Below are 25,937 nucleotides of genomic sequence, written 5' to 3' on the forward strand. Positions count from 1 at the left end.
ATGCGGCCATAATATGGGATCAGCGCACCCTCATGGGCGCAGCCGGACGACGATCGAAGCGCCCGGAACCTTCAACTGTTCCGCCATCGCCTCCAGCTCTTTTCCATCCGTGCCCGCCAGAACAATGCGGCCATCCATGATCGGCTCCCTCATCCAGGGTTCCATGACGACCTGGTCGTTGATCAGCAACTGCGTTTGCCGCCCCAATGCCGCTTGCGTGAAATCGCGGAATTTGGCGGCGCTTTCCGGCGTCAGCTCAATATTCAGCACCCGGTCGTAGGAGATGGCGGACCGGGCGACCTCCGCGCTCTTCGCCTCGAGCGAGACGGGCGCGATCGCTTCAGCCCCGTCTTTTTCCGTCGCCACCGCGGTCTCCTGCGATGCTGGTGGCGAAGGCGGCGTGGAAAGCTCGTCCAGGATGCCCGGCTCGGCCTTTGCAGACGGCAGCGGCTCGACATGCAGATCGGGCGTCTGCAACACCTTGGCCGTCAGCACGGCGGGGAGCGGCAAGCGGGCCGGCATGTCCTCTCGCAGGATGTGGGTGTAGGTGCGCAACGTAAACCCGCCTGTGGTCACGCTGACGATCTCGGTTGCTTCGACCGCCGAGCCGTCGTCCAGCGACACCACGAATTTGACGCTTCGGGTCTTGCCGGCGCGTTTGATCGACGCCAGCTGATCGGCGGTAAGGTTCTTTACCCGTTCCGGAAAGGCCGCCATCATCTTTGCCGTCGCCGGCTCCTGCGACCGGCTCAACGCTGCTGGATCGAATTCCTCCGAGACGGAAAGAGTTGCCGTGCGGGAGGCCGCGTCGGTGGACTCAAGGGTCCAGGTCGACGTCACCGGGACATTGACGCCATTATAATCCTCGGTCCGCGACGCCACCTCGGCCTGCCCGATCTGCATGAGCTGGTCCTGATAGAATTGTCCTGTCGCCAGCAGCTGCGCCTCCGGCACCAAGGCGGTGACAATCAGCAGCGGGTTTTGCTCTATCTTGCCGATGATGCCGTTGACGCCGTTGTCTGGAGGCGCGGCCGCCCCACCCGGCGCATTGGCGGCCATCTCCCGCATATGCGCCAGGATCCGGTCGACGCCGACCGGATTGCTGGGAAAGCCGTTCAAGTCCGTTTCGAGCTCGAGTGTGCTGGTGCCATAGGCTGCCAGGGAGTTCCGATAGAGCAGGTTCATCTGGTAGCTGTCGGCAGGGCCTGCGGTGCCTTCCGGCAGCTCGGCGTTGAGTGACCAACGTACCCGCATACCGGTTTCATCCCGCGACAGAACCGTCATGCGTGGGTGAAATACGCCCCGCGCCGTCACCGAGGCGCCTGAATTGTCGAACCAAAACGACATATCGGTTTTGGTGGCTTTTTGAACGCTGTAACCGCGCTCGACGCCGGTCGCCGGCGCATAGCCGGGAATGGTGACGCCGTCGTCGGACCATGCCGGACTGGAGAGCGCGGCGCAGACGCAAAACCAGACAACTCTTTTCCAGTGCGATGATTTCATGCTGGTTGGCCTCTGACATCCCTTCTCACACCTTAGCAGGAAGACCTCGGTGACATAAGATCAAGACTAAGAATATTTTCCTAGTCCATGGATCGTTCGTGCGCTAGGTTGCCCGCAATTGCAACCACGGAGTGCCGGATGTCGAGCAAATTTTTCCCTGTTGGCGAGGCGATCGCCTGGACGAGCTTCGGCCGTCGCCTGCAGAATTCTCGGCCTTGCAAGGTTGGCGTCATGCCGAAGGATCGGCCGGAAACGAGGGTGAGGGGCTGATGGTGGAGTTCAACCCGCGCGACAAGAGCCGCACCAGTGCCGGAAAGACGCGGGCGATGGTGCGCAAACATACCGCTCCGCCCAGTGGGAGTGATGACGGCAGCCTCCGCTGGCAGTGGCTGACGATCCAGCTGCTGGAATCCCCCTCATTCACGACATTGAGCGCCAATGCCTGCCGCGCCTTCTTCCGCATCGTCATCGAGCACACCGCCCATGCCGCTTTGGAAAACGGCAGGCTTGTCGTGACCCATCCGCAGTTCGTGTCCTACGGCGTCACCGGCGAATATGTCGCCGATGCGCTCGACGAGTTGGCATATAAGGGGCTGATCAAAATTCGCCGCGGCCGGGCAGGCAGCGGGGTCGCGCATCCCAACCGCTTCACCCTGACATTTGTCGGTGATCATGAAGGCGCGCCGGCCACCGACGATTGGAAGCGCTGTACAGTCGAAAACTGCCGGAAATGGTCCGAGACCGACCGCAAGCTTGCTGCCGACAAACGCGGGCGCGTCGGCCGCAAGAAAAAAACGCCACTTCGGAATCCCGAAATCCCACCGCTTCGGGATTCCGAAATTCGCCGCGCTTCGTGAGTTCTGACCCTCAGGAAATATCGAGGGATTTCAATGCCGCAACCAATTTCGGGATTCCGAAGTGCTATATAGAGTTTGGTGGGAGTGATCTAACGCAGGCACTTTGCCACGATCAGAAACTCCGTCTCCCGCCCGCCGATCTTTCCGGCCGAAGCTGTGCGAAGCAGCAGCCCGAAAGCCTCATAGAGCCAATAAAGCGGGGGAATTCGGTCCTTGAGCGCATGCACCTGCGTCGACACATATTCGCCGACGAAGACGATATCCATGCCGAGTTCCTTCAATGTCCCGGCGATCTCCGAATGCGAGGCCTCTGCGGCGTGCTCGACGCGAAACGGGGCATAACCCGGCTTTCCCGCGTTTTTCTGCCTGAGGACGTAGCGATAGAACAGGACGTGGGTCCACCAGGGCGTGAGGTCGGTGAATATCCCTTTGGCCGAGTTCAGGATCGGACCCTTCACGAACACCAGGCCACCGGGAGACAGGGTGTCATGGGCTCTGAGCAAGGCCGAGCGCGGGCTTTCCAAATGCTCGAGAACGTCCCAGAAGACGCAGGCGTCGAAGCGGCGGTCTCCGTAGTCGATGGTTTGCGCGTCGCCGAGGATGCGCTCGGAAGCGTCGCGGTTCCTTTCGAGCTGCTCCTTCGAGATGTCCAGCACCGTATATCTGGCGCCCTCCAACGGAATATGGGTGCGAGAGCCGCCGCCAACCTCAAGAATGTCAGTGTTGATCTTGTTGGAAAAGGCTGATCGCGCATGCGACAGCGCGTCGTTTACCCACGGCGAAGCCATAATCTTCCTCCCCCGGAGAGATTAGCGTCTGCGACTATAAGTAAGCATTAATATATTATTTAAGCAATATTTAAACACCGGAAGCCGGCTCGCCTAGTTTCGCGCAACCTTGCTGATGTACCCGCAGGTCTGATGAGTCTCAGAGGCGCTTCGGCCGGAGGAATGCATGATGGTGGGAATTTTTCGGGCTCTGGCAGTCCTTGCGATGATGACGGCGCTTGCCGGTTGCATCGACCATGCCAATGATCCGGTGCTGCTCGCGGTCGGCGTGCCGGTCAATCCGCCTGCCGTGGCCCATGGCATTTGCATGACCGACGGCAACGCCATGTATGACGAGGCGAGGAAGCAGTATCAGATACGGGCCCAGCTGACCGGCTATGCTCAGGCCGACGAGCTGGAGGCGGAAACGATCGCGCGCGCCGCGGCCCACCGGCAATATGTCGCCTGCCTCTCCGGCCAGGGCTACCGGACATTATACGCGAATTGAGAACAGAGAATTCAGAATTCCGCTCCAGCGCCGTTTGAGCCTTTGGCCGATCGCGACTTTTCACGTTTTTCGCCGATTTGGTCACGCCGGATCGCCTGCAATCACGAGTTTTGGAAGTTGCATGTGAGCGGGGAACCGGGCGGCTGGAGAAGGCATTTTCATCAGGTAAATCCACGAAGGAGGGTTTATCATGAAGATGTTCAGACTGACCCCTTCCACCACAGCGCTCAGTGCCTTTCTCGCCCTCGCGTCGATCGCGCCGGCACAGGCAGCACCCGTTCAGGTGGTTCGGCCGCCCGATATCCAAACCGTAAAAATGGTGCAATATAAACCACATGCCGGATCCTGGCATGGCTATCAAGGGTTTCGCACCGAGCGCCCCGGCACCCGCCGCCATTCCGATGGCTACTGGTATCCGCTTGCCGCCTTCGGCGTCGAGCCGGGCACCACCGGCTCTATCGTCCGCCAGCCGGTGAACAGACCGGCGGCCCCGGAAATGTGCAACCCTACGTTTTCCGGATCGATCGGCCCCGGCAGCATGCCCTGCGATAACGGCTATTGAGCCGGCAAATGAAAGAGGCGGCGACGAGCCGCCTCTTTCTCAATCATCGGGCCGCTCACATATCCGTGACCTCCATTTTGGCGCCGTAGTATGTGACAGATCGCCTTCCTAACTCCGGGGCGTAAATTCCCTGAATCCTCCCAAGGAGACGATTATGACCACCACCTTCAAGATCGGCCTGGCCGCCGCCACCCTCAGTGCAATCCTGGGCCTCTCTGCCTTTTCGGCCACGGCAGCTCCCCTCCAGTCGAGCGCGACGGAGCAAGGTGCGACAGTGCGCCCGGTTGCTCAGGAAACCAAGGTTGAACATGACAGGCGCACGACCGGTTCGATCGGCGAGCGCGCGGAAAGCATGGGTTCGACACATTATATGATGAACCCGAAGAAGCCCCTCAACATGGATTGCAAACTCGGCTTCAACCCGACAAGCAGCTCCAGCTGCAACTATTGATGAGGCGCTCGGCCGTTCGCGGCTGAGTTGGCAGACTTTGTCGGCAATCTGGAGGCGGCCTTTTTGGGCCGCCTTTCCGCGGTAGGGGACCGGTGTAACCGTCCTTTATCAAATCTTGCATCAACTGCAAAAATGCAATAAGTAAAAAATCAATGGAGAGTTCGACAGGAAAAGTCGCGCAAATCGCTTGTTCGCACAGGTGTTTGATGCGTCTGCCTTGGAATTGCCATGCTCGCCGCGATGGTCGCATTTCATAATCAATCGAATTTCAGACAGGTGGGATAGTCATGACCGCAAAGGCTGCATGCTCCGATTTCCTGCATTTTTTCCGCTCCTGGATCAGCAACCCGCTTCGCGTCGCCGCCATCGCGCCGTCGGGCGATTCACTTGCCAGGATCATGACCAGTGAAATTGCCGCACTCGACGGTCCGATCATCGAGCTTGGCCCCGGAACCGGCGTCTTCACCCGGGCGCTGCTGGCGCGCGGTGTCAGCGAAGCGGATCTGACCCTGATCGAGTACGGTCCGGAGTTCATCACCGCGCTGCAGGCGCGTTTCCCGACGGCGCGCGTGTTGCAGATGGATGCGGCCCATCTCGCCCATGCCGATATTTTTGAGGGCGAACCGGTCGGCGCCGTTGTCAGCGGCCTGCCGCTTTTGTCGATGTCGCCGCGCAAGATTGCCTCGATCCTGGCCGGCGCCTTTGCCTATATGCGGCCGGGTGGGGCCGTCTATCAGTTTACCTATGGTCCGCGCTGCCCGGTGCCGCGGCCGATCCTCGACCGCCTCGGCCTGAAGGCGGTGCGCATCGGCGGCACGGTGCGTAACCTGCCGCCGGCCTCCGTCTACCGGATTTCCCGCCGCAAACCGCTGGAGCTGTCGCGCGAGCGCTTCAGCTATCGTGAGAGCGAAGCCGAACTCGACGATATCGCCGCTTTCTCAAACGAAACCGGCGGCTGAGCGATGATGCCGGGCTGACATGGCTGACAGCAAGCGGGCGGCGACGGAAGGCCGGCGGGAACGTAAGCGGCGGCAGACGCGCGAGCGCATCGAGCAGGCGGCGATGAGCCTCTTTCTCCAGCGCGGTTTCGAGGCCACGACCGTCGAGGACATCACCGAAGCGGCCGACGTCTCCAAACGCAGCTTCTTCGATTATTTCCCCTCGAAGGAAGAGGTGGTTTTCGCCTGGCAGGATAGTTTTGCCGATCGGCTGATGGCGGCGATCGCCGCAAGGCCGGCGGAAGAGCCCTTGGTGACTGTGGTCGAGGCGGCGATCACCGCCACCGTCATCGCCTCTATCGACGAGCGCGGCCTGGCGCTTGCTGAACTCATCCATCGCACACCGGCGCTGAGGGCCCGTGACCAGCTGAAATATGCGAGGGTCGAACAGAAGCTCGCCGAGGCGCTGCTTCTGCGTAAGGGAAATGATCCGCAAGAGCGGTTGCGCATGCGCATTCTGGCGGCGATCGTCATCGGCGCGCTGCGCGTCGGGGCCGAACTCTGGCAGCAGCGCCCGCCGGGTGCCGCGCCGCAGGATTTTGCCAAGGAAATCTTCGCCGAGCTCTGGAGGATCCTGGCGGATTTCGGTGACGAGGCGAAGGCCAGGCTTTGATGTCGGTCGCTGATACCGCGCGCCTGCGGCATTTTCGGTTCCGTCCCTGTCCGCGCCCGCGGCGCCCTCCTATATGTGCAAGCGTCGTAACGGCCATAGTCTCGATATCACCGTGATCGGCGGATCATCACCACGCGCCGATGACCGGTGAACCCGGCGGCACCGCGCCGCTCCACCGACTTTAACGATTTCACTGACCAGGAGAGGAAAGATCATGTCCAGTCATAACGCAGCCAAGTCAGGCACCTTCAAGATCGGCGGCGAGATCGCGGTCAACCGCCTCGGTTTCGGCGCCATGCGCGTCACCGGCAAGGGCATCTGGGGCGAGCCCGACGATCATGCCGAATCCATCCGCACGCTGCGGCGCCTGCCGGAACTCGGCGTCAACTTCATCGATACCGCCGATTCTTACGGTCCCGATATTTCCGAATGGCTGATCAAGGAAGCGCTGCATCCCTATGGCGGCAAATCCGTCGTCGCCACCAAGGGCGGCCTCACCCGCCACGGCCCCGACATCTGGCTGCCGGTCGGCCGCCCGGAATATCTGATCCAGCAGGCGCATAAAAGCCTGCGCAATCTGGGGCTCGAGCAGATCGACCTCTGGCAACTGCACCGCATCGATCCGAAAGTGCCGGCCAAGGAGCAATTCGATGCGATCAAATCGCTGCTCGATGCCGGTCTCATCCGCCATGCCGGCTTGAGCGAAGTCTCTGTCGCCGACATCGAGGCGGCGTCGAAACACTTCAAGGTCGCCACCGTCCAGAACCGCTACAATCTCGTCGACCGCACCAGCGAAGACGTGCTCGATTACTGCGCCAAGCACAATATCGGCTTCATCCCCTGGTTCCCGCTGGCAGCCGGCGATCTCGCCAAATCCGGCTCGCTGCTCGATACGATCGCTAGGAAACACAATGCCGCGCCAAGCCAGATCGCGCTCGCCTGGGTGCTGAAGCGCAGCCCGGTGATGTTGCCGATCCCCGGCACCTCCAAGGTCAAGCATCTCGAAGAAAACGTCGCGGCTGTCGATATCACGCTGTCGGACGAGGAATTCTCGGCGCTCGACGCTGAGGGCCGGAAGGTGTTTAAGGCAGCTTGAGGGAGCTGACGGGCGGCGCAGGTGGCTGCCTCTCACCCTAACCCTCTCCCCATTTTACGGGGAGAGGGGACGTGCCTTACGAGAGGTTTGTGGGGAACCGAGAGGTCGCGGCATATCCCCTTCTCCCCGTAAATCGGGGGTCCGAAGGACGGGTCGAGACCCGTGGCTCGACCCCGGTGGTCCCGGCAGGCGGATGAGGGGCAGCGGCACCTCCGGTCAGGCCTAAATTTTCCGCACAATTTTGACCATCCGGTTAAACATGCTGCAAAATGAGGCGGTGGCCTGTTAATTTCAGGGCAAGCCATGCGCTTGCTGCATTGCTGCATTGCGGTATTTTCGCTGTTCCCGCTCGCATGAACGCGGTACATATATCTCCGTAAGCAGCGCACTCCTCCTCCCAGCGCTCTTACATCGGACTGACAACACTCCTCCTCCCAGTTGTCAGTCAGGATCAAGAGCCTGGCGCACCTCCTCCCGCGCCAGGCTCTTTTCTTTTGTCCCCCCCCGGGGCATTCCACCACGCGCAAATTTGACTCGGCAAGCACCGTCAGCCTATTTGAACGGGCGCCGCCCGTCCGGTGCGCGAACCGGTTGGAGTTTGATCATGATCGGCAGATGGCGCGGCCCGCGGGCGGCTTTGACAGGTCTTCTGCTGGCGGCGTTCGCGCTTGCCGGCTGCGGCGGCAGGCCGGTCGGCGTCATGCAGGCGGCCGGCAGCGTGCCGCCCGGCACGTCGAAGGTCGATCTTCTCGTCGCGACGACGCGCGCTGCCGACGACAATCCCGCTGTGCTTTTCTCAGGCGAACGCGGCACTGGGCTCACCGTCAACGCCGTCGATGTCTCGATCCCGCCGGAGGCCAATCGCAAGGTCGGCCAGGTGCAATGGCCAAAGCGGCTGCCGGCCGATCCCTTACGCGATTTCGTCACCGTCTCCGTCGATCCACTCGAAGGCGAGCGGGCGGGGGAGACCTGGCTGAAGGGCCATATGCCGAAAAGCCGCCGGGTGCTGGTCTTCGTGCACGGCTTCAACAATCGCTATGAGGACGCCGTCTACCGCTTCGCCCAGATCGTTCATGATTCGCATGCCGACGTCGCTCCCGTCGTCTTCACCTGGCCCTCGCGCGCCAGCATCTTCGATTATAATTACGACAAGGAAAGCACCAACTATTCCCGCGATGCGCTGGAAGAGCTGCTGACCCGCACCGCCGCCAATCCCGCCGTCAGCGACGTCACCATCATGGCCCATTCGATGGGCACATGGCTGACCGTCGAAGCGCTCAGGCAGATGGCGATCCGCAATGGTCACGTCGCGCCCAAGATCAACAATGTCATCCTCGCCTCGCCGGATCTCGATGTCGACGTCTTCGGCCGCCAATTCGCAAGCCTCGGCAAGGACAAGCCGCATTTCACCATCTTCGTCTCCAGGGATGACCGGGCTCTGGCGCTGTCGCGGCGCATTTCCGGCAATGTCGACCGCCTCGGCCAGATCGATCCTTCGGTCGAGCCCTATCGCAGCAAGCTGGAGGCGGCCGGCATCACCGTGCTCGATCTGACCAAGCTCAAGGGCGGCGACCGGCTGAACCACGGCAAATTCGCCGAAAGCCCCGAGGTGGTGAAGCTGATCGGCGACCGGCTGATTGCCGGCCAGACGATCACCGATTCCAATGTCGGCCTCGGCGAGGCCGTCGGCGCGGTGGCGATGGGCGCTGCCCAGACGGCCGGAAGTGCCGTCAGCGTCGCCGTCAGCACGCCGATCGCGATCTTCGATCCGCGCACCCGCCGCAATTACGACGCCCAGCTGAAGCGCCTCGGCCGGTCGGTCGACAATACCGTCGGCTCGGTCGGCGACAGCGTCGGCGCCGGCCTGCCGGAAAGCCAGTAAAAATTCCACAAAGCAATTCCAGCAAAAGCGCATGGCGGTCTTGCCGGGAAAAGCGAAAAGCGACTTTCCCAGCGAATTGCGAAAACAAAGAGATAGAGAATTTCCGTGCTTCGGAGAAAACGGAAATTCTCTAGGCATCACAGCCGATCTGATATATCAGAGTGACGAACGGCACTTCTGTCTGCCGTATGGGTGGGTTGACGGCATGGCTGAAGAGATGAAGAAGAGGGTTGTTGTCGTCGGCGCAGGCGTGATCGGCGCCTCGATCGCCTTCGAGCTGCAGCGGCGTGGCCTTGCGGTGACGCTGATCGACAAGGCTGAGCCCGGACGCGGCACCTCTTACGGCAATATGGCGAGCATCGCGCTCGATTTCGTCGCCGGTTCCGGCCCCTCGACCTGGAGGAAAATGCCCGGCTGGCTGCTCGATCCCGAAGGCCCGGTCTGGCTTCGGCCCTCCTATGCGGCAAAGATGCTGCCCTGGTTCCTGCGGTTCCTCGCCGCCGGCCGCCCGTCGCGCCTGCGAGCGATCGAAGATGCCGGCATGAGCCTGTCACAGCGCGCTCTGAGCGACTTCAGGCAGATGCTCGAGGCGATCGGCGCGCCCGAGCTGATGACCGAGGAGGGGTGTCTGGCGATCTACGAGACCGAGGCGGAATTTGCCGCCGATCGCGGCCATCTCGCCATGATGCAGCGCTACGGCCTTGAATTCGAAGTGTTGAGCAACGGCGCCATCCAATATTACGAACCGGCGCTTTCGCCTTCGATCGCCAAGGCCGTGCTGCTCCCCGACAACAAGTCGATCCACGATCCCTATCAGCTGGTGGTCAAACTCGCCGAGGCGGCCAAAGCTGCGGGCGCGGCCTTCGTCTCCGGTGCGGTGCGGAATATCGAGCGCAGGGGCGATGGCAGCGCCGTCGTCCTGCTTGAAGACGGCAGCCGCATCGGGGCGGATTCCGTCGTGCTTGCCGCTGGCGTCCACACCCGCTTCCTCGCCGAAAAGCTCGGTGAGCCGATCCCGCTTGAAACCGAGCGCGGCTATCACACGCAGATCATGAAACCCGGCATCTCCATGCGCTATTCGATGATCTGGCCGGCGCGCGCCTTCATGGTGACGCCGACGGCGGGCGGCATCCGCGTCGGCGGCAATGTCGAACTCGCCGGCCTCGATGCGGCTCCGGATTTCCGCCGCCCGCGGGTGCTGGTGCGCCATGCCCAGCGCGCGCTGCCGGGTCTCAAACTCGAGGAGGCGACGGACTGGATGGGCCATCGCCCGGCGCTGCCCGATACGATCCCGATCATTTCGCCGTCCTCGAAAATGCCGGGGGTTTTCTATGCGACCGGTCATGGCCATCTCGGCCTGACCTATGCGGCAACGACAGCGCGGCTGATCGGCGATCTGGTGACCGGGCTCAAACCATCCCTCGACATCACCCCGTTCCGCATAGATCGATATTAGGATTTACTGTCGATGGCGGCGTCGGCCGTCACATCCGAACTGGAGTTTACGACATGAGATGGAAGCGCACGATCCAGCTGCTGGACGTTCATGCCGAAGGCGAGATCGGCCGCGTCGCGATCGGCGGCGTGCCGAAGATCCCCGGCGAGACCATCGCCGCCCAGCTGCATTGGCTGAACACCGATCCGAAGGGTGACGAGCTGCGCCGCTTCCTTTGCCTGGAACCGCGCGGCGCCCCGATCGGCTCGGTCAACCTGCTGCTGCCGGCAAGGCATCCGGAAGCAGACGCCGCCTTCATCATCCTGCAGCCCGACCAGGCGCATGCGAGCTCCGGCTCGAACTCGATCTGCGTAACGACGGCTTTGCTCGAATCCGGCATTGTTGAGATGCAGGAGCCGGAGACGATCGTGACGCTCGAAACCGCGGCCGGCCTCGTCAAGGCGACGGCAACCTGCCGCGACGGGCGCTGCGAGAAGGTCAAGCTCACCATGGTGCCGTCCTTCGTGCATCAGCTCGACGTCGAAATCGACACGCCGCATTGGGGCAAGATCAAGGCCGATCTCTGCTATGGCGGCATCTTCTATGCGCTGGTCGATGTCGGCCAGATCGGTCTGACGATCGAGAAGGCCAATGCCGCCGGCCTCGTCCAGGCCGGCATGATCCTGAAAGAACTGATCAACCGCGATATCAAGGTCGTCCACCCCGAGATCCCGGCAATATCAGGCGTCGCCTATGTGATGTTCCGCGATAGCGAAGCCGATGGCACGGTGCGCACCTGCACCACCATGTGGCCGGGCCGGGCCGACCGCTCGCCCTGCGGCACCGGCAATTCCGCCAACCTCGCCGCGCTCCATGCCCGCGGCAAGGCGAAAGTCGGCGATGTCTTCACCTCGAAATCGATCATCGGCTCCGAGTTCGAGGTCGGGTTGCAGGCGCTGACCGAGGTCGCCGGCCGCCCGGCCGTCATTCCCACCATCACCGGCCGCGGCTTCACCTTCGGCCTGACCCAGGTGGCCCTCGACCCCTTCGACCCGCATCCCGGCGGCTTTGCGCTCACGGATGTCTGGGGACCGTCGGCTGGGGAGATCTGAGCGTTAGGCTGTGGTGGGCCGGGTGGACATCGGCATCAGCCAGGCAGGCTGACGGCGAGGGTGGCTTTTGAGCGTTTGCGGGCGGGCCGCGTGGTCGCGTCAAATGCGCGCTCCGAGCACCTGCGCAGCAGCGAGGGATCGTCGATCACATGCGCCGGCACCGCGTAATAGCGGCGAACCGTCACCTCCCTGCCGGCAGCGCGGTAGCTGAACGGTTCGGAGCCATCTGCCTCGAACTCCGCGCGCATTGTGGCGTCGACGCGCAGATATAACGTGCCCTTCATGACGAACCCGAACTGCGCGCCGTTTCGAACGAGGGCGGATCCACCGAAGAACCGCCTTATATCGATGGCGCCCGGTGGGGCGATCTGGCTCGCAAATTCGAGCGCCAGGCTGCGTGTCGCCTCGTTACCCATGGTGCCGCCCCGCCAGAGGATCGAAGAAGCCGTTGATAGCGCTGAGCCGGCCATCGGACATGGCAGCGAAACTCGTCCCCGTTTGCAGGACGGTCTCGTCCTCGTGGCGCAGTTCCCAGCGTGCCAGCGACCGTTCATTGTGATGGAGGACGCCCAAAATTATGAACCGGCCTGCCGGTACGCTCTCCTTGAAGCCGGCCATGTAAGCCGCGAGACCGGCTCGCCCAGCGATCGCTCCATTCGGATCGCAATAGGTCACATCGTCGGCGAGGCAAGCCGACATTTCCGGCTCGCGCGCGTCAGCGTCCAGCGACCAGATGGCCGCATATCGATTCCATAGCGCCTCAGGCGTCATAACAGTGTCTCCAGTTGATTGAATTCATCTTCGATCGCCTGCCGCAGGCTGGCTTTGTCTTCGCCGCCGCGAATGAGCACGAGCAAGCCTTGATAGAGGGCAAGGAGACGGACAGCTGTCCTGTCCGCCTTGGCTTCGTCGGTATCTCGAGCCAAGGTCGACGACTCGCAGAGCCTCGAGCGGAACGTGCTGCGAAGAAGACCGAGGGCTGCCTCGACACGGGGATGCGTGTTGACGTCACCTCCGAACTCCACGGCCGTGTTGGTGATCAGGCAGCCCAGGGAGCCATTGTCGGGCTCATGCAGCAGTGAAAGGAACAGTTCGCGCAAGCCTTTAACTCCGCTCCCCGGCGGCGCAAATCGCTCGATCCGCCCCTCCAGAACCGTCCGATTATAATGCCGGAACGCCGCGTCGAAGAGGCCGGCCTTGTCGCCGAAGGCGTGATAGATGCTCCCGCCCTTGAGGCCCGTCGCCTCTTCCAGGTCTCGGATCGACGCACCTTGATAGCCGTGCTTGCGAAAGGCCTGCATCGCCCCCTTCAGCACCGCCTCCTCATCAAATTCCCGCGTTCTGCCCACACTCGCTCCGATTCTTTATCGCTTGTTCTAGAATGACTGATCAAGAATGCAGATGCAAGACTCTTCCCTGACAATCTGCGGAAAAATTCCACTTGACAATTTTGATGATGAGTATCATTAAAGATCTATGATGACGGTTGTCATTAAAAATTTGGGTGACCGCAGTTGGTTTCCTTTTGCGCGAAAGTCGGCGGTCGATGCGGAAGGGCAAGGATAATGGCGATGATGAGCGTGCCGGTACGAGCCGGGGTGTGGAGTAAACCATGAACGCGACGATAAGATACCTTCGGTCTGCCACCTGCTACGCCGAGGCGCCAAATCTCTGGGTCAATGTTGGGGAGACGCCTTTCGTCTATCGCGACCTCGGTCCCCAAGGCGGCGTGCCGGTCATTCTTCTCAACCATTGGGGCGCGGTGTTGGACAATTTCGATCCTCGGATTGTCGACGGTCTGGCCAGCAAGCATCACGTCATCGCGATCGATTACCGGGGGATCGGCGCCTCAGGCGGCACGGCCCCTGTGACCATCGACGAGATGGCGCGCGACGCGATCGCGTTGATCCGAGCGCTTGGGTTCAAACAAGTCGATCTGCTCGGTTTTTCCCTTGGGGGATTTGTCGCGCAGGACATCGTGCTGAAGGCGCCGGACCTTGTGCGGAAACTCATTTTGACTGGAACGGGCCCGGCCGGCGGAAAAGGGATAGAGAAGGTCGGAGCCGTGTCCTGGCCGCTGATGATCAAGGGTCTGCTGACGCTGCGCGACCCGAAAACCTATTTGTTTTTCACCTCCACCGCCAATGGTCGCCGAGCCGCGAAAGCCTTTCTCGATCGCCTGAAAGAGCGCAAGGCGGGAAGGGACAAGAGCCCGACGCCAAGGGCCTTCCTGCGGCAACTCAAGGCGATCAAGGCCTGGGGGCGGCAGGCGCCTCAGAATTTCGGCCGTATCACTATCCCGGTCCTGATCGCCAATGGCGACAGTGATATCATGGTCCCCACGGTCAACAGCGCCGATATGGCCAGGCGCATTCCGGGCGCGCAACTGGTTACCTATAACGACGCCGGACATGGCGGGATCTTCCAGAACCACGCCGATTTCGTGCCGAAGGCTTTGTCCTTCCTTGCAGCCTGACATCCCACAAGACTTCGAATTGGAGAAAGCCTCATGAAGGCATTCGTCGTTGATAAGTACAAAAAGAAGGGCGCTTTGCGCCTGGCCAGCCTGCCGGAACCGGAATTGCAGGACAATGATGTCCTTGTCCGGGTTCAGGCTACGGCCGTAAACCTTCTGGACTCCAAGCTGCGGGACGGAGAGTTCAAGCTCATTCTTCCCTATCGTCCGCCCTTCGTCCTCGGCCACGACGTTGCCGGAACAGTTGTTAGGGCGGGACCGAGGGTCAGGCGGCTCAAGGTGGGTGACGAGGTCTATGCACGGCCGCGCGATCATCGGGTCGGCACATTCGCCGAATTCATCGCCATCGATGAAGCCGATGTGGCGCTGAAACCAAACAACCTCAGCATGGCCGAAGCGGCGTCCATCCCCCTGGTGGGGCTAACCGCGTGGCAGGCGCTGGTCGAGGTGGGCAAGGTGAAGCCCGGCCAGAAGGTCTTCATTCAGGCCGGTTCCGGCGGTGTCGGGACTTTCGCCATTCAGCTCGCCAAACATCTTGGCGCGATGGTGGCGACGACGACCAGCGCTGGAAATGCCGAGCTCGCCAAAAGTCTCGGGGCGGATGTGATTGTCGACTACAAGAGCCAGGATTTTGAGAAGGTCTTGTCGGGCTATGATCTGGTGCTGAACAGTCAGGATCCGAAGACGCTTGAAAAATCACTGGCTGTGCTGAAGCCGGGTGGCCGGCTCATCTCCATTTCCGGTCCGCCCGATCCTGCTTTCGCCAGGGAACTCGGCCTGAACCTGTTTCTGAAACTGGTGCTGCGCTTGCTGAGCCGAGGGGTTCGGAAAAAGGCCAAGCGTCTAGGCATAGGCTATTCATTCCTGTTCATGCGCGCCGAGGGGCGGCAGTTGAATGAGATCACGCGCCTGATCGAACAAGGCGTGATCCGGCCGGTCGTCGACAAGGTCTTCCCGTTTGAAAAAACCGGCGATGCGCTGGCTTATGTCGAGACCGGGCGTGCAAAGGGCAAGGTGGTCATCACGGTCGCAGACTGAGGTCGACCTGACCGACGCGGCGTGCGTTGCGAGACGAACGCGAGAAATAATTCCAACTCTGAAAGCGAAAAATGACCAGCAAGACACTCTTTGAACCCTTCGTACTCGGCTCTCTCACACTATCCAACCGCATCGTCATGGCGCCATTGACGCGCAACAGAGCGGGTGCCGGGTTTGTGCCGGGCGATCTGATTGCCGAATATTATGCTCAACGGGCCTCGGCAGGCCTGATCATCTCGGAGGCGACCCAGATTTCGCAGCAGGGTCAAGGCTACCAGGACACGCCCGGCATATACACGCAGGCGCAGATCGACGGCTGGCGCAAGGTGACCGATGCGGTGCATGCCAAGGGCGGCCACATCTTTCTGCAGCTCTGGCATGTCGGTCGGGTATCGCATGTCGACCTACAGCCGAATGGGCAGCCCCCGGTGGCGCCTTCCGCGATCAAGGCCGAAACCAAGACCTTTGTGAACAACAGCTTCGTCGACGTGTCGGCACCTCGGGCGCTCGAATTGCATGAGATCTCCGGCATCGTCGAGGATTTCCGCCGGGCCGCCGCCAATGCCATTGCCGCCGGGTTCGATGGTGTCGAAATTCACGGCGCCAACGGCTACCTGCTCGACCAGTTCGCCAGGGACGGAGCCAACACCCGCACCGACGCCTATGGCGGCTCGATCGAAAACCGGGCCCGGCTGATGCTCGAGGTGACGGCGGCGGTCATTAAGGAAGTGGGGGCGAAGCGTACCGGAGTTCGGATTTCACCGGTGTCGCCGGCCAACGGAATATCAGCAACCGATCCGCAGGCGCAGTTCAACTACATCGTCGAGAAGCTCGACGAGATGGGCATTGCCTACCTCCATGTCGTCGAAGGTGCGACGGGCGGGCCGCGCGATATTGCGCCCTTCGATTACGAGGCGCTTCGCCGCAGGTTCAGGAACACTTACATCGCCAATAACGGCTACGATCGGGAACTCGCGACGGCCAGGCTGGAGCAGGGGCTGGCGGACCTGTTTGCCTTCGGCAGCCCGTTCATCGCCAACCCCGATTTTGTCGAGCGTCTGAAAATCGGTGCATCGCTGGCCAATCTCGATATGGCGACGCTCTATGGCGGCGGCGCGGCGGGCTATACGGACTATCCCGAAATGACCGAGCCAGTCGGCGCTTGACGGCATAGGGCCGCCTATACGGCGGCCCTATTATCCCGGCTCCGATTTTCGATGGCGTCGCGGCAATCCGCCCGGCAGGCGTCGAGCAGTTCGTCGGCCAGCGGGGAATCATCCGGGCAGGCCCTCGACAGCACGATCGCCCCGACGGCCTGAGCAAGGACGGTGATGGCTTGTGCGCGGTCACCGGCGCCGGAAGCGTGATGTCGAGCAATGCCGTCCTCGATCGCGCGCACCAGTCTGTCTATTCCCTCAGCAAAAACGGCCTTCGTTTCTTCAGGCTGTCGCGCTGCATCGCAACTCAGCGCCGCGGCGGTGCATCCCTGGCCGCGCCCATCCCGGTGTTCGCGCGCGAGATAAAGTTCCATGACGGCGAGGACGTCATAACCGGCATAGCGCTTCAAGGTCTCGCTCAAACCATTCTCGGTCGACTCCGCGATCAAATCCTCCTTGGAGCGGAAGTGATTGTAGAAGCCGCCATGGGTGAGCCCCGCGCGCTCCATCAACTCCGCCACCCCGACGCCATCGAACCCGCGCTCGCGAAACAGCGCCGAGGCGGTGGCGATAATCCGTTCGTAGTTTTCCTGCTTCTTTTCCTTGGTGATCCGCACTTTACAGCCCTTTCGACCGTCATGCCCGAACTATGATGTCAAGTATCATTATAGCTCGACTTATTGATGATGTATATCATTAATAACAGCGATCGGCACAGGGGACTATCTCCGCTCCGATCGCCGTGGTGCTCGAACTTGCTTGCTGGAAGACAGTGTGCATGGAGAGGCTGGCGCTATGGGGGACGATGACACCGGCGCGCAGTCACGCGGTTCAGCCGCGATAACCATGGTTTCATGCCACTGTCGGCAAACGGGTAGGCCCAGCTTGCTTACCGCTGCATGCCGACCGTGTCGGGGCGGGCGGTGACCTCTAGGGCGAAACCGAAATCCCTTATCTCAATTGCCGCGGCGACTGGTTGAATTTTTGGCGGAAAGCGGTTGCGAAATGTGCCGCATCCGAAAAGCCGGTCTCGAAGGCGATCTGCGTCATCGAGAGCGTGCTGTTTTCTACCAGAAAGCGGGCGTAACGCAGGCGGGTCTCGATGATGAACCGCTTCGGAGTCATGCCGATGCCTTGCTGGAACAGGCGCCCGAACTGACGCGGCGACAGCCCGATCATGCTGGCTGCCTGCTCGGGTGATACGTCACGGCCCTTGCGGCTCTCGATCAAAACGACCGCGCGCTGAATGCGGGAATCCTCGACATGTCGAAAGCTGGAAACCCGGCCTTGGTCGAAAGCGCTCAAGCCCTTGTGCTCGGTCAGCGACAGCTGGTGAACTGCCTTGGCCGCCCGGTCGGGGCCGCAATGGGTGCCGATGAGTTCCGTCATCAGCGACAGGATCGAGACGCCGCCGGGAACGGTGATGCGGCCGTTCTCGATCAGGAAGTCGTCGCGCGTCGAGAATGCCTGGCGCGGAAAGGCGATCTTGAAATCCTCGGCATGGAAGGGATGAACGGAGGCTTTGCGCCCGGTCAGCAGACCTTCTTGGGCGAGTACGAAGACGCCGGTGCAGACACCGATCACCGGGACTCCGGCGGATGCGGCCACCCGCAGGTAGTCGCGATGCTTGCTGGGTGCCGCGCGCAGATGCGGCAGGAGGCCGCCGATGACGGCGATATAGTCGAAGTCCGTCGGGTTGATATAGGGCGCATCTGCCTGCACGCGGATGCCGCAGCTCGCCACCGCGGCGTGGCCCGGCGCTCCCATGATTGACCAGCGGCAATGCAGAGGCCGGGAGTTGTCGGCGAAATCGGCCGCATGCCGCAAGGGCTCGACGATGCCGGTCAGCGACATCATAGGGAAGCTCGGCCAGAGCAGAATGCCGATGGAGAGATCGGCTTTGCGGTCTCGGGCGGCCAAAAGCCGTTCGGCCCACAAACCATCGAGCCAGCGGACATAGTCCGGCTCGATGGCAGGTGCATCTGAAAGGTTGGCGTCTGCGTTCATGGCGGTCGACCTTACGTCAGCCATGTCGCTATTTCAAAGAAAATGTCCGATTTCTAAAATTCAGCGCCGCCTTTCGGTGGCAAGCTCTCCCTCGTCGAACTCGACATCCGGCGACAAGACCCACCGGACCGGGGAACCAAAAACAAATCAAGGATCAGAACAATGGCACTTTCTCTTTCGAGAAGGGTGGTGATGTGCGCGCTGCTGGCAGGCAGCTTCATGGCATCGGCACCGCTCGCAAACGCATTCGAACTTGCCGAGCAGGGCAAGCTGACGGTCGCCTTTACGGGAGACATGCCGGGCTCCGGCTGGCAGGACGGCAAGCTGATCGGTTACGATGGCGAGATCATGCAGCGCATCGCCGACAAGCTCGGCCTCAAGATACAGCCGGCCCTGATGGAATGGTCGGGCACAATCGCCTCCGTGCAATCCGGTCGCGTCGACGTGATGCTCGGCACGATGGGCTGGACCGAGAAACGTACGAAGATCATGACGTTGTCCGAGCCGATCCATTATTTCAAGAACGGCATCATGCAGTCGAACAAGACCAACTGGGACAAGCTTTCCGACCTGGAAGGCAAGAAGGTCGGCACGATCACCGGCTTCTCCTTTGTCCCGGAACTGAAGACGATCAAGGGCATTGAGCTCTCGCTCTACGACACCTCCGACGCTGCCGTGCGCGATCTCATCGCCGGGCGTATCGATGCCGTCATCGGCGACCCGCCGGTGGTTTCCTACGCAATCAAGCAGAATCCGAGTTGGAACATGCACTTCCTCGCCTTCACGGATAACAGCCCGGATTTCCCGCTGCTCACCGGGCTCGGTCAAGTCGTCTACGGTCTCAACCAGAAGAACGACGATCTGCGCCAGAAGATGGACGCGATCATCGCCGATATGTGGAAGAGCTGTGAGATGAAAGAGATCGGCGCCCGCTACGGATTGTCCGCCGATGTCTGGTTCAAGCCGGTAGGCGCAAACTTCCGTGCCGGCGTCGACCGCCCCGGCGATTACAAGCTGCCCTCCTGCGCAGCCGGCGGCTGACCCGGCTGACGGATGAAGGCTGCGGCAAGCGGCTTTCATCCGACCTCTTCGCCAAGACACAACAGCATAAGGAAACGGCGATGAATGCGCTTTTGAGCGTGGCAGGCCTGCGCAAGAGTTATGGCCCAGTCGAGGTCCTGAAGGGGATCGATTTTACCGTCGCAGCCGGTGAGAAGATTGCCCTGATCGGCCCCTCGGGCTCCGGGAAATCGACCTGTCTGCGTTGCATGAATTTCTTGGAGAAACCGAGTGCCGGTGAGATTAGCCTCGATGGCGAGCGGATCGGCATTCGCAACGGCCAGGTGATGAGAGACCGGCAGCTTGCGCCACAGCGCGCCGAGATGGGCATGGTCTTCCAGCTCTTCAATCTCTGGCCGCATCTCTCGGTGACGGAAAACGTTGCGATCGCCGCACGCAAGGTCCGCGGCCTGTCTGCCGCCGAGGCCCGCGAATTGGCCTTGGAGATGTTGGCGAAAGTCCACATGACGCATCGCGCCGATGCCTCACCGCTGGAGCTCTCCGGCGGCCAGCAGCAGCGTGTGGCGATCGCCCGGGCGCTCGCCCAGAAGCCGAAACTCATGCTTTTCGACGAACCGACCTCCGCTCTTGATCCCGAACTGGTCCACGAAGTTCTGAAAGTGATGGAAGAACTCGCCGCCGAAGGACGCACGATGCTGATCGTCACGCACGAGATTGCCTTTGCCCGCGACATCGCTGACCGTGTGCTGTTCCTCGACGGCGGAAAGATCGTCGAGGCCGGACCGGCGCGCCAGGTCATTACCGCGCCGCGCGAGGCACGCACGCAAGCCTTTCTCAACAAGATTCGGCACTAGGCGCCATGAGCGGATTTTCGCTATTCTTCTCCGTCGTCCAGGGGCTTGCCGCCGGGCTTGGGGTAACCGTCCTGGTGACGCTGGCCTCGCTGGCTTTTGCAATCGGCATCGGCTTCCTTCTCGCTCTCGTCAGGCAATTCACAGCGATCAGGGTCGTCAATCTGGCGATCGACGCCTATTGCGAAATCCTCTGCAACGTGCCGGCCCTCACGCATCTGTTCATCCTCTATTTCGGGCTTGCCAGCATTGGCGTGAGGCTGACCTCGATTGCCGCCGCCATTCTGGGCCTCGGGCTGATCGGCGCAGCCATTACCTCATCGATCTTCCGCGCCGGTTTCGCCTCTTTGCCAAAAGGCCAGGCGGAGGCGTCGCTTGCTGCAGGTCTGACGCCGCTCCAGACGATTTTCGAAATCTTGACGCCGCAGGCCATGCGGATCGCCCTGCCGGCGCTCGGGAATTACGCGGTGCAGCTCCTAAAGGACACCTCCGTCGTCTCGGCCATCGCGGCGCCTGAAATCATGTTCTTCGCCCGCTCCATGGTCACCTCGTCCTTCCAGACAACGATGATCTACGCGACGGCGGCGGCACTCTATCTGCTGCTGAGCCTGCCATTGATGCAGGCGACGAAATTCCTCGAAAGGCGTTACGGGAGACTGAAAGGATGAGCGGGTTTTTCGCACCCTACCGCGACTATGGTGGCGAATGGCTGCCCTTGTTGTTGCGAGCAATGGTGAATACGGCAGTACTTTCCGTGTGCGCCTTTGCTCTGGCGCTCGTGCTCGGTCTGCTGCTTTCGCTCTGCCAGAGATCAGGCTTAGCGGCACTACGGCATTTCGCGGCCCTTTATGTAACGGTCGTGCGCGGCGTGCCGCTGCTCGCGGTGCTGTTTCTGCTTTACTTCGGCCTGCCGGGCATTGGGATCGTCTTCGATGCTTTCGGCGCGGCGATCGCAGGTTTGGCGCTGTGTTTTGCGGCTCAGATCGCCGAACTCTTCCGGGCCGGACTGAAGGCGATCCCGGCGGGGCAGGGCGAGGCGGCACTGGCCGTCGGTCTCACGCCGGTTCAGAGCTTCCGGCTGATCATCTTCCCGCAGGTCGTCCGCGTCATCCTGGCCCCGATGATCGTCACCTTTGTCGCGCTTCTCAAGGATTCTTCGCTCGCATCGCTGATCACCGTCAACGAACTGGTTCTGACCGGCCGGGCGATGGCGACCGAATATTTCCTGCCGCTGCAGATCTATGTGGCGGTCGGCCTCTGCTACTTCGCGATCGCCTGGCCGTTTTCGGTCGTCTCCCGCCGGCTTGCTGTGCCCGCCCGCTAATTCATCACAAGGTTCAGATCATGACCACCGATATGGCCGTTGCCGCGGTCACCGCGTTTCCCGCCGCACCCGCACGCAAGGCCCGCCCCCTCATTCTCATAACGCCCGATCTCGGCGAGACGCCGCAACAGCCGACCGAGTGCGAATATGTGGTGCGCTCGAACTATGCCGAAGCAATCACCAGCGCCGGCGGGGTCCCGCTGATCCTGCCTTATGAGGCCGAAAACATTGAGGCGGCGCTGGCGCTTGCCGATGGTATCGTTCTGACCGGCTCCCGGCCGGGTGCCGAAGTGGCCGATCGGCGCCGCGACTTCGAGCGTCAGCTGGTGGCCAAGGCGCTGACGACAGGCAAACCGCTCCTCGGTATCTGCCATGGCATGCAGCTGATCGGCGAGTGCCTTGGCGGCGAATTCCTCAGCGAGCTTCCGGCCGCCGGCATTTCGCACATCCCGCAGGACCTGCCCGATGAACTGGCGCACGAGATCATCGTCGAACCGGACAATCTGCTTGCCGGCTGGGTCGGGACAGGGCCGATCCGGGTCAACAGCCTGCATCGCCACGCGCTGTCCGGTCACGGGCGCTTTCGCGTTATCGCGCGGGCACCCGATGGGATCATCGAGGCATTCGAGGGCGAGACCGAGGCATTTTGCCTGGGCGTCCAGTGGCATCCGGAATACCGTCTGACGGCCCTTGATCTCGAAATCCTCAAGGCTTTTGTCGCGCGCAGCGCCGAAGCCGGGGAAAGCAGAAGGGCGAAGCACGGCATGAGCGGCAGCGATGCCGTGCACCGGCGCCTTGCCGCCCTCGGCCTCACTTTGCCGGAAGCCGCAATGCCGCCCGGGGCTTTCGCCGGCGCTGTGCGAACCGGCAATATCGTCACCGTGTCCGGTCAGGTGCCGGTGGCCGGTGGAGCCGTTTGGCGCACCGGTCGGCTCGGGGCGGCTATCTCGATCGAGGAGGGCCGCGAATGCGCGCGGATCTGCCTTCTCAACGTGCTTGCTCAGCTTGAGCGCGCCAGCGGTGGGTTCGACAAGGTGCGCGGATTCGTGCGGCTTGCCGGCTATGTTGCCGCGGCGGACGGTTTTACCCGCCACGGCGCGGTCGTCGACGGCGCGTCCGAGCTGCTGCGCGATCTCTTTCCGGATCGGTGGGAGCATGCCCGCATTGCGATCGGCGTGTCATCCCTTCCGCGGGGCGTTCCGGTCGAAATCGAGCTGACCGCGCTTGTGGGAAACGAGGTGTGACATGGCGCGCATCGCGGTCATCGGAGCAGGCGTGATCGGCGTTTCCTCGGCCTACCTTTTGGCCAAGGCAGGGCATGATGTGACGCTAATCGATGCAGCAGCCGAACCCGGCAGCGGCGCCAGCGCTGGCAACGCCGCGCAGCTCTCCTGGGCCTATGGCGATGCGATGGCATCTCCCGGACTGCTCCGGCATTTGCCGGCCATTGCGCTGGGCCGCGATCCGGCGTTCCGGATTCGCTGGCAGCTCGATCCAGATTTTTTTCTCTGGGGGCTGCGCTTCCTCGCCAACGCACCATTTTCGCGATGGTGGAGCAATACCCGGGCCATTCTGGAACTTGCCGGAGAGTCGCGCCGCGAGCTCGCATCGCTGCTGGCGGAAACCGGTCTTTCCTTCGACTACCGGCTTGCGGGAAAGCTGCATCTCTATCCAGATCAGCACAGCTTTGCCGCGGCCCAATCGGCCGTCTCGCGGAAAAATGCACTCGGATTCGAGCAGCAGATGCTGTCGCGCGCAGAAGCCCAGGAAATCGAGCCTGCTCTTGCCGGTTACCAAGGCGAAATCGCTGGTGCGGTCTACACGCCGGGTGATGCGCTCGGCGATGCAGCCGGCTTTTGCCGTCAGCTGACACACCATATTGCACAGCACCACCGGGTGTCGCTGCTCTTCGGCCGGAAAGTGGCGGGCTTCTCGCGAGAGGCGGACAGGCTTGCGGCCGTGAGGTTCGACGACCGGGAGGAACTCGCGGTCGATGCTGCCGTCGTCGCTGCGGGCGCACAGGTCCGTCTGCTTGCTGCGGAGCTGCCGGAGGTTCGCCCGGTGCGTCCGGTGAGAGGCTATTCGCTGACCGTGCCGCGGACCGCTGCCGCACCCGCCATCAGTCTCACCGACGTCAAACGCAAGCTGGCTTTTGCATCGATCGGGGATCGTTTCCGCGTCGCCGGTCTTGCCGATATCGAACGCCCCGGCGCGGGCTTCGACCCAGCACGATTCGAAGCGCTGCGCAGCGCAGGCGCCGGCGTCCTGCCGCATCTCTTCGATAACAGCGTCGTTCTGATGCGCTGGTCGGGCGAGCGGCCGATGACCCCGTCATCCCGCCCGATCATCGGGCCCTCCGAGCATCTGAAAGGTGTTTACATCAACACCGGCCACGGAATGCTCGGCTGGACCCTGGCATTGGGCTCGGCCCGAAAAATGGTTGACCTGATCGCCACACAGACGAGATGACGACCAGACGATCGCTAGTAAACGAACGGATCTACCCCGGCCGCCGACTGCGCGCCTGGTTCTTTCGGATAGATCACGCCCTTGCGCAGGATGATGTTGGCATAGAGCCTCGGCTCCGCGGTCTGGATCACCGCATGGGCGGCCTTTACCCGACCGTAGAAATCCGGGCCGAGCAGCGGCACCACCTGCCGGTGCGGCTCGTGGCGGGCGCAGCAGTCGATCATCTCCTCATGCACCGGGTCGAGTTTGTCGCGCTCGGCCTTGACGGTCGAGCGGAAGATCGCCTCGGGAACGAAATCGTCGATCGGCATCACGCTGAGCACGGCGTTGAGCACCGGCACGAGGTGGTGGCCGTCGAGCCGGATCAGCCGGCGCGCATGTTCGACGCCCGGATAATTGCCGTCGACGATGGCGATCTCGTCGCCGTGGCCCATGGCCCGAAGCGTAAAAAGCAGCTCCGGGCTCAACAGCGGATCAAGTCCTTTCAGCATGGTCTACCTCCTTGAAGAGTACGTTCTGGTCGGTGAGGTAACGCGCAAAGATCGGCAGGCTGGCGCCGCCGATGGCGCGCGCCTGGGCGCCGACTGCGCCCTCGATGATTTCGGGCATGACGACGCCCTGCAGGTCGAGTTTGGCGGCTTCGTCGATGGTGGCCTGCACCACGCGGCTGCGCACCCACTGGGGAAAACCGCCGTCGATGACGGCGGCGCTGAAATCGACGATCGAGGCGGCGGCGACGATCGCCTGCGCCAGCGCCTTGGCGCTGTCCTGGATCCAGGTCTCCATCGGCTCGCCGAAATCCACCCAGTCGTCGGCCGAATACCACAGCGGCTCGGGATCGATGCCGCGCTCGCGCAGCATGTTTTCGAGCACGAAGATCGAGGCGATTTCAAGCAGCTGCATCGTCTCGCCGTTCTTTCCGCGCACCGGTAGTGGCCCGATTGCGCCGGCCGTGCCGGTGCGGCCGGAAAAGATCGCCGAATTGAGCACGATGCCGCCGCCGATGAAGGAGCCGATGAAGAAATAGACGAAATCCGGGTAGGACGGCCCGACGCCGAACACCAGTTCGGCGCCACAGGCGCTGGTCGCATCGTTCTGCATGAAGACCGGATGGGAGACGCGGGCGGCGATGTCGGCCTGCAGGTCGACATCGCGCCAGACCTCCATGGCTCCAGGCGGCGCGCCCACCTCTTCGGCCCAGTTCCAGAGCTCGAAGGGGGCGGCGATGCCGAGCCCGGCAATGCGGCCGCGCTGCTTGTCGTCGAGCCGGTCTTCGAGCTCCTGGATGCCCGAAGTGACGAAGGCGAGGATTTCTTCCGGCAGCGGGTAGGCATAGGTGCGGTGCAGCTGCATGCGGATGCGGCCGACGAAATCCATCAGCACCAAATCGGCGCTGCGCCGGCCCATCTTCAGGCCGAAGGAATAGACAGCATCGGCATTGAGATGCATCGGGATCGACGGCTGTCCCACACGGCCGCGCACCGGCGCCCCGCGCGACAGCAGCCCTTCCTTCTCAAGCACCCGCATGATCACCGAGACGGTCTGCGCCGATAGGCCGCTGCGGCGCGCGATATCGGCCTTCGACAGCGCACCGTAGAGACGCACCAGCGACAGCACGAGCCGTTCGTTATAGGCCCGGACCCTGACCTGGTTCGCACCGCCGGCCGGATTTAGAATTGGCGGCGGGACCGGCGTGTGTTCCGGTCCATCCAAAGACGACATGGCCGCTCCTCCCGATTGTTGGCCTATGCCCTAATTCAATCGAGCATGCCACATCGAATTAATAATTCAATTGGATTTATTTATTGACA

At 62.1% G+C, this 25,937-nt stretch carries 28 protein-coding genes; 19 read left to right on the forward strand and 9 right to left on the reverse strand.

The window, feature by feature from the left end; translation table 11 throughout:
* Nucleotides 1–30: 30 nt before the first annotated feature.
* The gene (locus CO657_RS00500; protein ID WP_054181999.1) at nucleotides 31–1,503 is read right to left on the reverse strand and encodes a hypothetical protein; all 1,473 of its coding nucleotides are present in this window, start codon (nucleotides 1,501–1,503) and stop codon (nucleotides 31–33) included.
* Between the two features lie 269 nt (nucleotides 1,504–1,772).
* On the opposite strand from CO657_RS00500, the gene CO657_RS00505 reads away from it, so the two are divergent.
* Nucleotides 1,773–2,360: a hypothetical protein gene (locus CO657_RS00505; protein WP_054181998.1), complete on the forward strand. Its 588-nt coding sequence runs from the start codon at nucleotides 1,773–1,775 to the stop codon at nucleotides 2,358–2,360.
* An 89-nt stretch (nucleotides 2,361–2,449) separates the two neighbouring features.
* Here CO657_RS00505 and CO657_RS00510 read toward each other — a convergent pair whose 3' ends face one another.
* Entirely contained in the window at nucleotides 2,450–3,148 is a 699-nt protein-coding gene (locus CO657_RS00510) for a class I SAM-dependent methyltransferase (RefSeq protein WP_003588878.1), read from the reverse strand.
* 166 nt (nucleotides 3,149–3,314) lie between these two features.
* Here CO657_RS00510 and CO657_RS00515 point away from each other — a divergent pair, with 166 nt between their 5' ends.
* The 9 genes from CO657_RS00515 (at nucleotide 3,315) to CO657_RS00555 (ending at nucleotide 11,784) form a co-directional block, all read left to right on the forward strand.
* Nucleotides 3,315–3,635: a hypothetical protein gene (locus CO657_RS00515; protein WP_003588876.1), complete on the forward strand. Its 321-nt coding sequence runs from the start codon at nucleotides 3,315–3,317 to the stop codon at nucleotides 3,633–3,635.
* 190 nt (nucleotides 3,636–3,825) lie between these two features.
* A complete protein-coding gene (locus CO657_RS00520; RefSeq protein WP_012556437.1) occupies nucleotides 3,826–4,197 on the forward strand; it encodes a hypothetical protein in 372 nt (123 codons plus the stop codon).
* A gap of 154 nt (nucleotides 4,198–4,351) precedes the next feature.
* The gene (locus CO657_RS00525) at nucleotides 4,352–4,648 is read left to right on the forward strand and encodes a hypothetical protein (protein ID WP_003588874.1); all 297 of its coding nucleotides are present in this window, start codon (nucleotides 4,352–4,354) and stop codon (nucleotides 4,646–4,648) included.
* 287 nt (nucleotides 4,649–4,935) lie between these two features.
* Entirely contained in the window at nucleotides 4,936–5,607 is a 672-nt protein-coding gene (locus CO657_RS00530; protein ID WP_054181997.1) for a class I SAM-dependent methyltransferase, read from the forward strand.
* A gap of 19 nt (nucleotides 5,608–5,626) precedes the next feature.
* Nucleotides 5,627–6,259: a TetR family transcriptional regulator gene (locus CO657_RS00535; RefSeq protein WP_054181996.1), complete on the forward strand. Its 633-nt coding sequence runs from the start codon at nucleotides 5,627–5,629 to the stop codon at nucleotides 6,257–6,259.
* 214 nt (nucleotides 6,260–6,473) lie between these two features.
* Nucleotides 6,474–7,355, forward strand: coding sequence for an aldo/keto reductase (locus tag CO657_RS00540; protein ID WP_054181995.1), 882 nt, complete (start codon nucleotides 6,474–6,476; stop codon nucleotides 7,353–7,355).
* Nucleotides 7,356–7,959: 604 nt separating this feature from the next.
* A complete protein-coding gene (locus tag CO657_RS00545; RefSeq protein ID WP_003588870.1) occupies nucleotides 7,960–9,237 on the forward strand; it encodes an alpha/beta hydrolase in 1,278 nt (425 codons plus the stop codon).
* Nucleotides 9,238–9,442: 205 nt separating this feature from the next.
* Nucleotides 9,443–10,693, forward strand: coding sequence for an NAD(P)/FAD-dependent oxidoreductase (locus tag CO657_RS00550; protein WP_054181994.1), 1,251 nt, complete (start codon nucleotides 9,443–9,445; stop codon nucleotides 10,691–10,693).
* 53 nt (nucleotides 10,694–10,746) lie between these two features.
* On the forward strand, nucleotides 10,747–11,784 hold the full coding sequence (locus tag CO657_RS00555; protein WP_003588866.1) for a 4-hydroxyproline epimerase: 1,038 nt from the start codon (nucleotides 10,747–10,749) through the stop codon (nucleotides 11,782–11,784).
* 35 nt (nucleotides 11,785–11,819) lie between these two features.
* Here the strand turns inward: CO657_RS00555 and CO657_RS00560 are convergent, their stop codons facing one another.
* From CO657_RS00560 to CO657_RS00570, 3 genes are read right to left on the reverse strand one after another with little or no spacing between them, the layout of a single operon-like run.
* The gene (locus CO657_RS00560; protein ID WP_012556445.1) at nucleotides 11,820–12,200 is read right to left on the reverse strand and encodes a TfoX/Sxy family protein; all 381 of its coding nucleotides are present in this window, start codon (nucleotides 12,198–12,200) and stop codon (nucleotides 11,820–11,822) included.
* Nucleotides 12,193–12,555 (reverse strand): nuclear transport factor 2 family protein, encoded by a 363-nt coding sequence (locus CO657_RS00565; protein WP_054181993.1) that lies wholly within the window; start codon nucleotides 12,553–12,555, stop codon nucleotides 12,193–12,195. Before CO657_RS00565 ends, CO657_RS00560 begins: the two co-directional genes overlap by 8 nt.
* Entirely contained in the window at nucleotides 12,552–13,133 is a 582-nt protein-coding gene (locus CO657_RS00570) for a TetR/AcrR family transcriptional regulator (RefSeq protein WP_003588863.1), read from the reverse strand. The genes CO657_RS00565 and CO657_RS00570 overlap by 4 nt, the downstream gene beginning before the upstream one ends.
* Before the next feature lie 263 nt (nucleotides 13,134–13,396).
* On the opposite strand from CO657_RS00570, the gene CO657_RS00575 reads away from it, so the two are divergent.
* The 3 genes from CO657_RS00575 to CO657_RS00585 all read left to right on the forward strand — a co-directional run bounded on the left by CO657_RS00575 (nucleotide 13,397) and on the right by CO657_RS00585 (nucleotide 16,464).
* On the forward strand, nucleotides 13,397–14,260 hold the full coding sequence (locus tag CO657_RS00575) for an alpha/beta fold hydrolase (protein WP_054181992.1): 864 nt from the start codon (nucleotides 13,397–13,399) through the stop codon (nucleotides 14,258–14,260).
* A 33-nt stretch (nucleotides 14,261–14,293) separates the two neighbouring features.
* A complete protein-coding gene (locus tag CO657_RS00580; RefSeq protein WP_003588859.1) occupies nucleotides 14,294–15,298 on the forward strand; it encodes an NADP-dependent oxidoreductase in 1,005 nt (334 codons plus the stop codon).
* A gap of 71 nt (nucleotides 15,299–15,369) precedes the next feature.
* Nucleotides 15,370–16,464, forward strand: a complete 1,095-nt coding sequence (locus CO657_RS00585; protein WP_054181991.1) for an alkene reductase — start codon at nucleotides 15,370–15,372, stop codon at nucleotides 16,462–16,464.
* Nucleotides 16,465–16,478: 14 nt separating this feature from the next.
* Here CO657_RS00585 and CO657_RS00590 read toward each other — a convergent pair whose 3' ends face one another.
* Together CO657_RS00590 and CO657_RS00595 are read right to left on the reverse strand one after the other, a co-directional pair.
* On the reverse strand, nucleotides 16,479–17,072 hold the full coding sequence (locus CO657_RS00590; RefSeq protein ID WP_054181990.1) for a TetR/AcrR family transcriptional regulator: 594 nt from the start codon (nucleotides 17,070–17,072) through the stop codon (nucleotides 16,479–16,481).
* Between the two features lie 334 nt (nucleotides 17,073–17,406).
* Nucleotides 17,407–18,462: a GlxA family transcriptional regulator gene (locus CO657_RS00595; protein WP_054182251.1), complete on the reverse strand. Its 1,056-nt coding sequence runs from the start codon at nucleotides 18,460–18,462 to the stop codon at nucleotides 17,407–17,409.
* 162 nt (nucleotides 18,463–18,624) lie between these two features.
* Between CO657_RS00595 and CO657_RS00600 the strand changes: the two genes are divergently transcribed.
* The 6 genes from CO657_RS00600 to CO657_RS00625 all read left to right on the forward strand — a co-directional run bounded on the left by CO657_RS00600 (nucleotide 18,625) and on the right by CO657_RS00625 (nucleotide 24,126).
* A complete protein-coding gene (locus CO657_RS00600) occupies nucleotides 18,625–19,503 on the forward strand; it encodes an ABC transporter substrate-binding protein (protein ID WP_054181989.1) in 879 nt (292 codons plus the stop codon).
* A gap of 80 nt (nucleotides 19,504–19,583) precedes the next feature.
* A complete protein-coding gene (locus CO657_RS00605) occupies nucleotides 19,584–20,336 on the forward strand; it encodes an amino acid ABC transporter ATP-binding protein (RefSeq protein ID WP_054181988.1) in 753 nt (250 codons plus the stop codon).
* Between the two features lie 5 nt (nucleotides 20,337–20,341).
* Nucleotides 20,342–21,001, forward strand: coding sequence for an amino acid ABC transporter permease (locus CO657_RS00610; protein ID WP_003588848.1), 660 nt, complete (start codon nucleotides 20,342–20,344; stop codon nucleotides 20,999–21,001).
* A complete protein-coding gene (locus CO657_RS00615) occupies nucleotides 20,998–21,657 on the forward strand; it encodes an amino acid ABC transporter permease (protein WP_054181987.1) in 660 nt (219 codons plus the stop codon). Before CO657_RS00610 ends, CO657_RS00615 begins: the two co-directional genes overlap by 4 nt.
* 20 nt (nucleotides 21,658–21,677) lie before the next feature.
* A complete protein-coding gene (locus CO657_RS00620; RefSeq protein WP_054181986.1) occupies nucleotides 21,678–22,901 on the forward strand; it encodes an Atu1372/SO_1960 family protein in 1,224 nt (407 codons plus the stop codon).
* Nucleotide 22,902: 1 nt separating this feature from the next.
* The gene (locus tag CO657_RS00625) at nucleotides 22,903–24,126 is read left to right on the forward strand and encodes an FAD-dependent oxidoreductase (RefSeq protein WP_012556458.1); all 1,224 of its coding nucleotides are present in this window, start codon (nucleotides 22,903–22,905) and stop codon (nucleotides 24,124–24,126) included.
* A 14-nt stretch (nucleotides 24,127–24,140) separates the two neighbouring features.
* Here the strand turns inward: CO657_RS00625 and CO657_RS00630 are convergent, their stop codons facing one another.
* Together CO657_RS00630 and CO657_RS00635 are read right to left on the reverse strand one after the other, a co-directional pair.
* Nucleotides 24,141–24,617 (reverse strand): RbsD/FucU family protein, encoded by a 477-nt coding sequence (locus CO657_RS00630; protein WP_054182250.1) that lies wholly within the window; start codon nucleotides 24,615–24,617, stop codon nucleotides 24,141–24,143.
* Complete coding sequence (locus CO657_RS00635) at nucleotides 24,601–25,848, reverse strand: ROK family transcriptional regulator (protein ID WP_003588838.1); 1,248 nt, start codon at nucleotides 25,846–25,848, stop codon at nucleotides 24,601–24,603. Before CO657_RS00635 ends, CO657_RS00630 begins: the two co-directional genes overlap by 17 nt.
* Nucleotides 25,849–25,937 lie beyond the last annotated feature (89 nt).

The sequence above is a fragment of the Rhizobium acidisoli genome (genome assembly GCF_002531755.2).
Taxonomy (GTDB): Bacteria; Pseudomonadota; Alphaproteobacteria; order Rhizobiales; family Rhizobiaceae; genus Rhizobium; species Rhizobium acidisoli.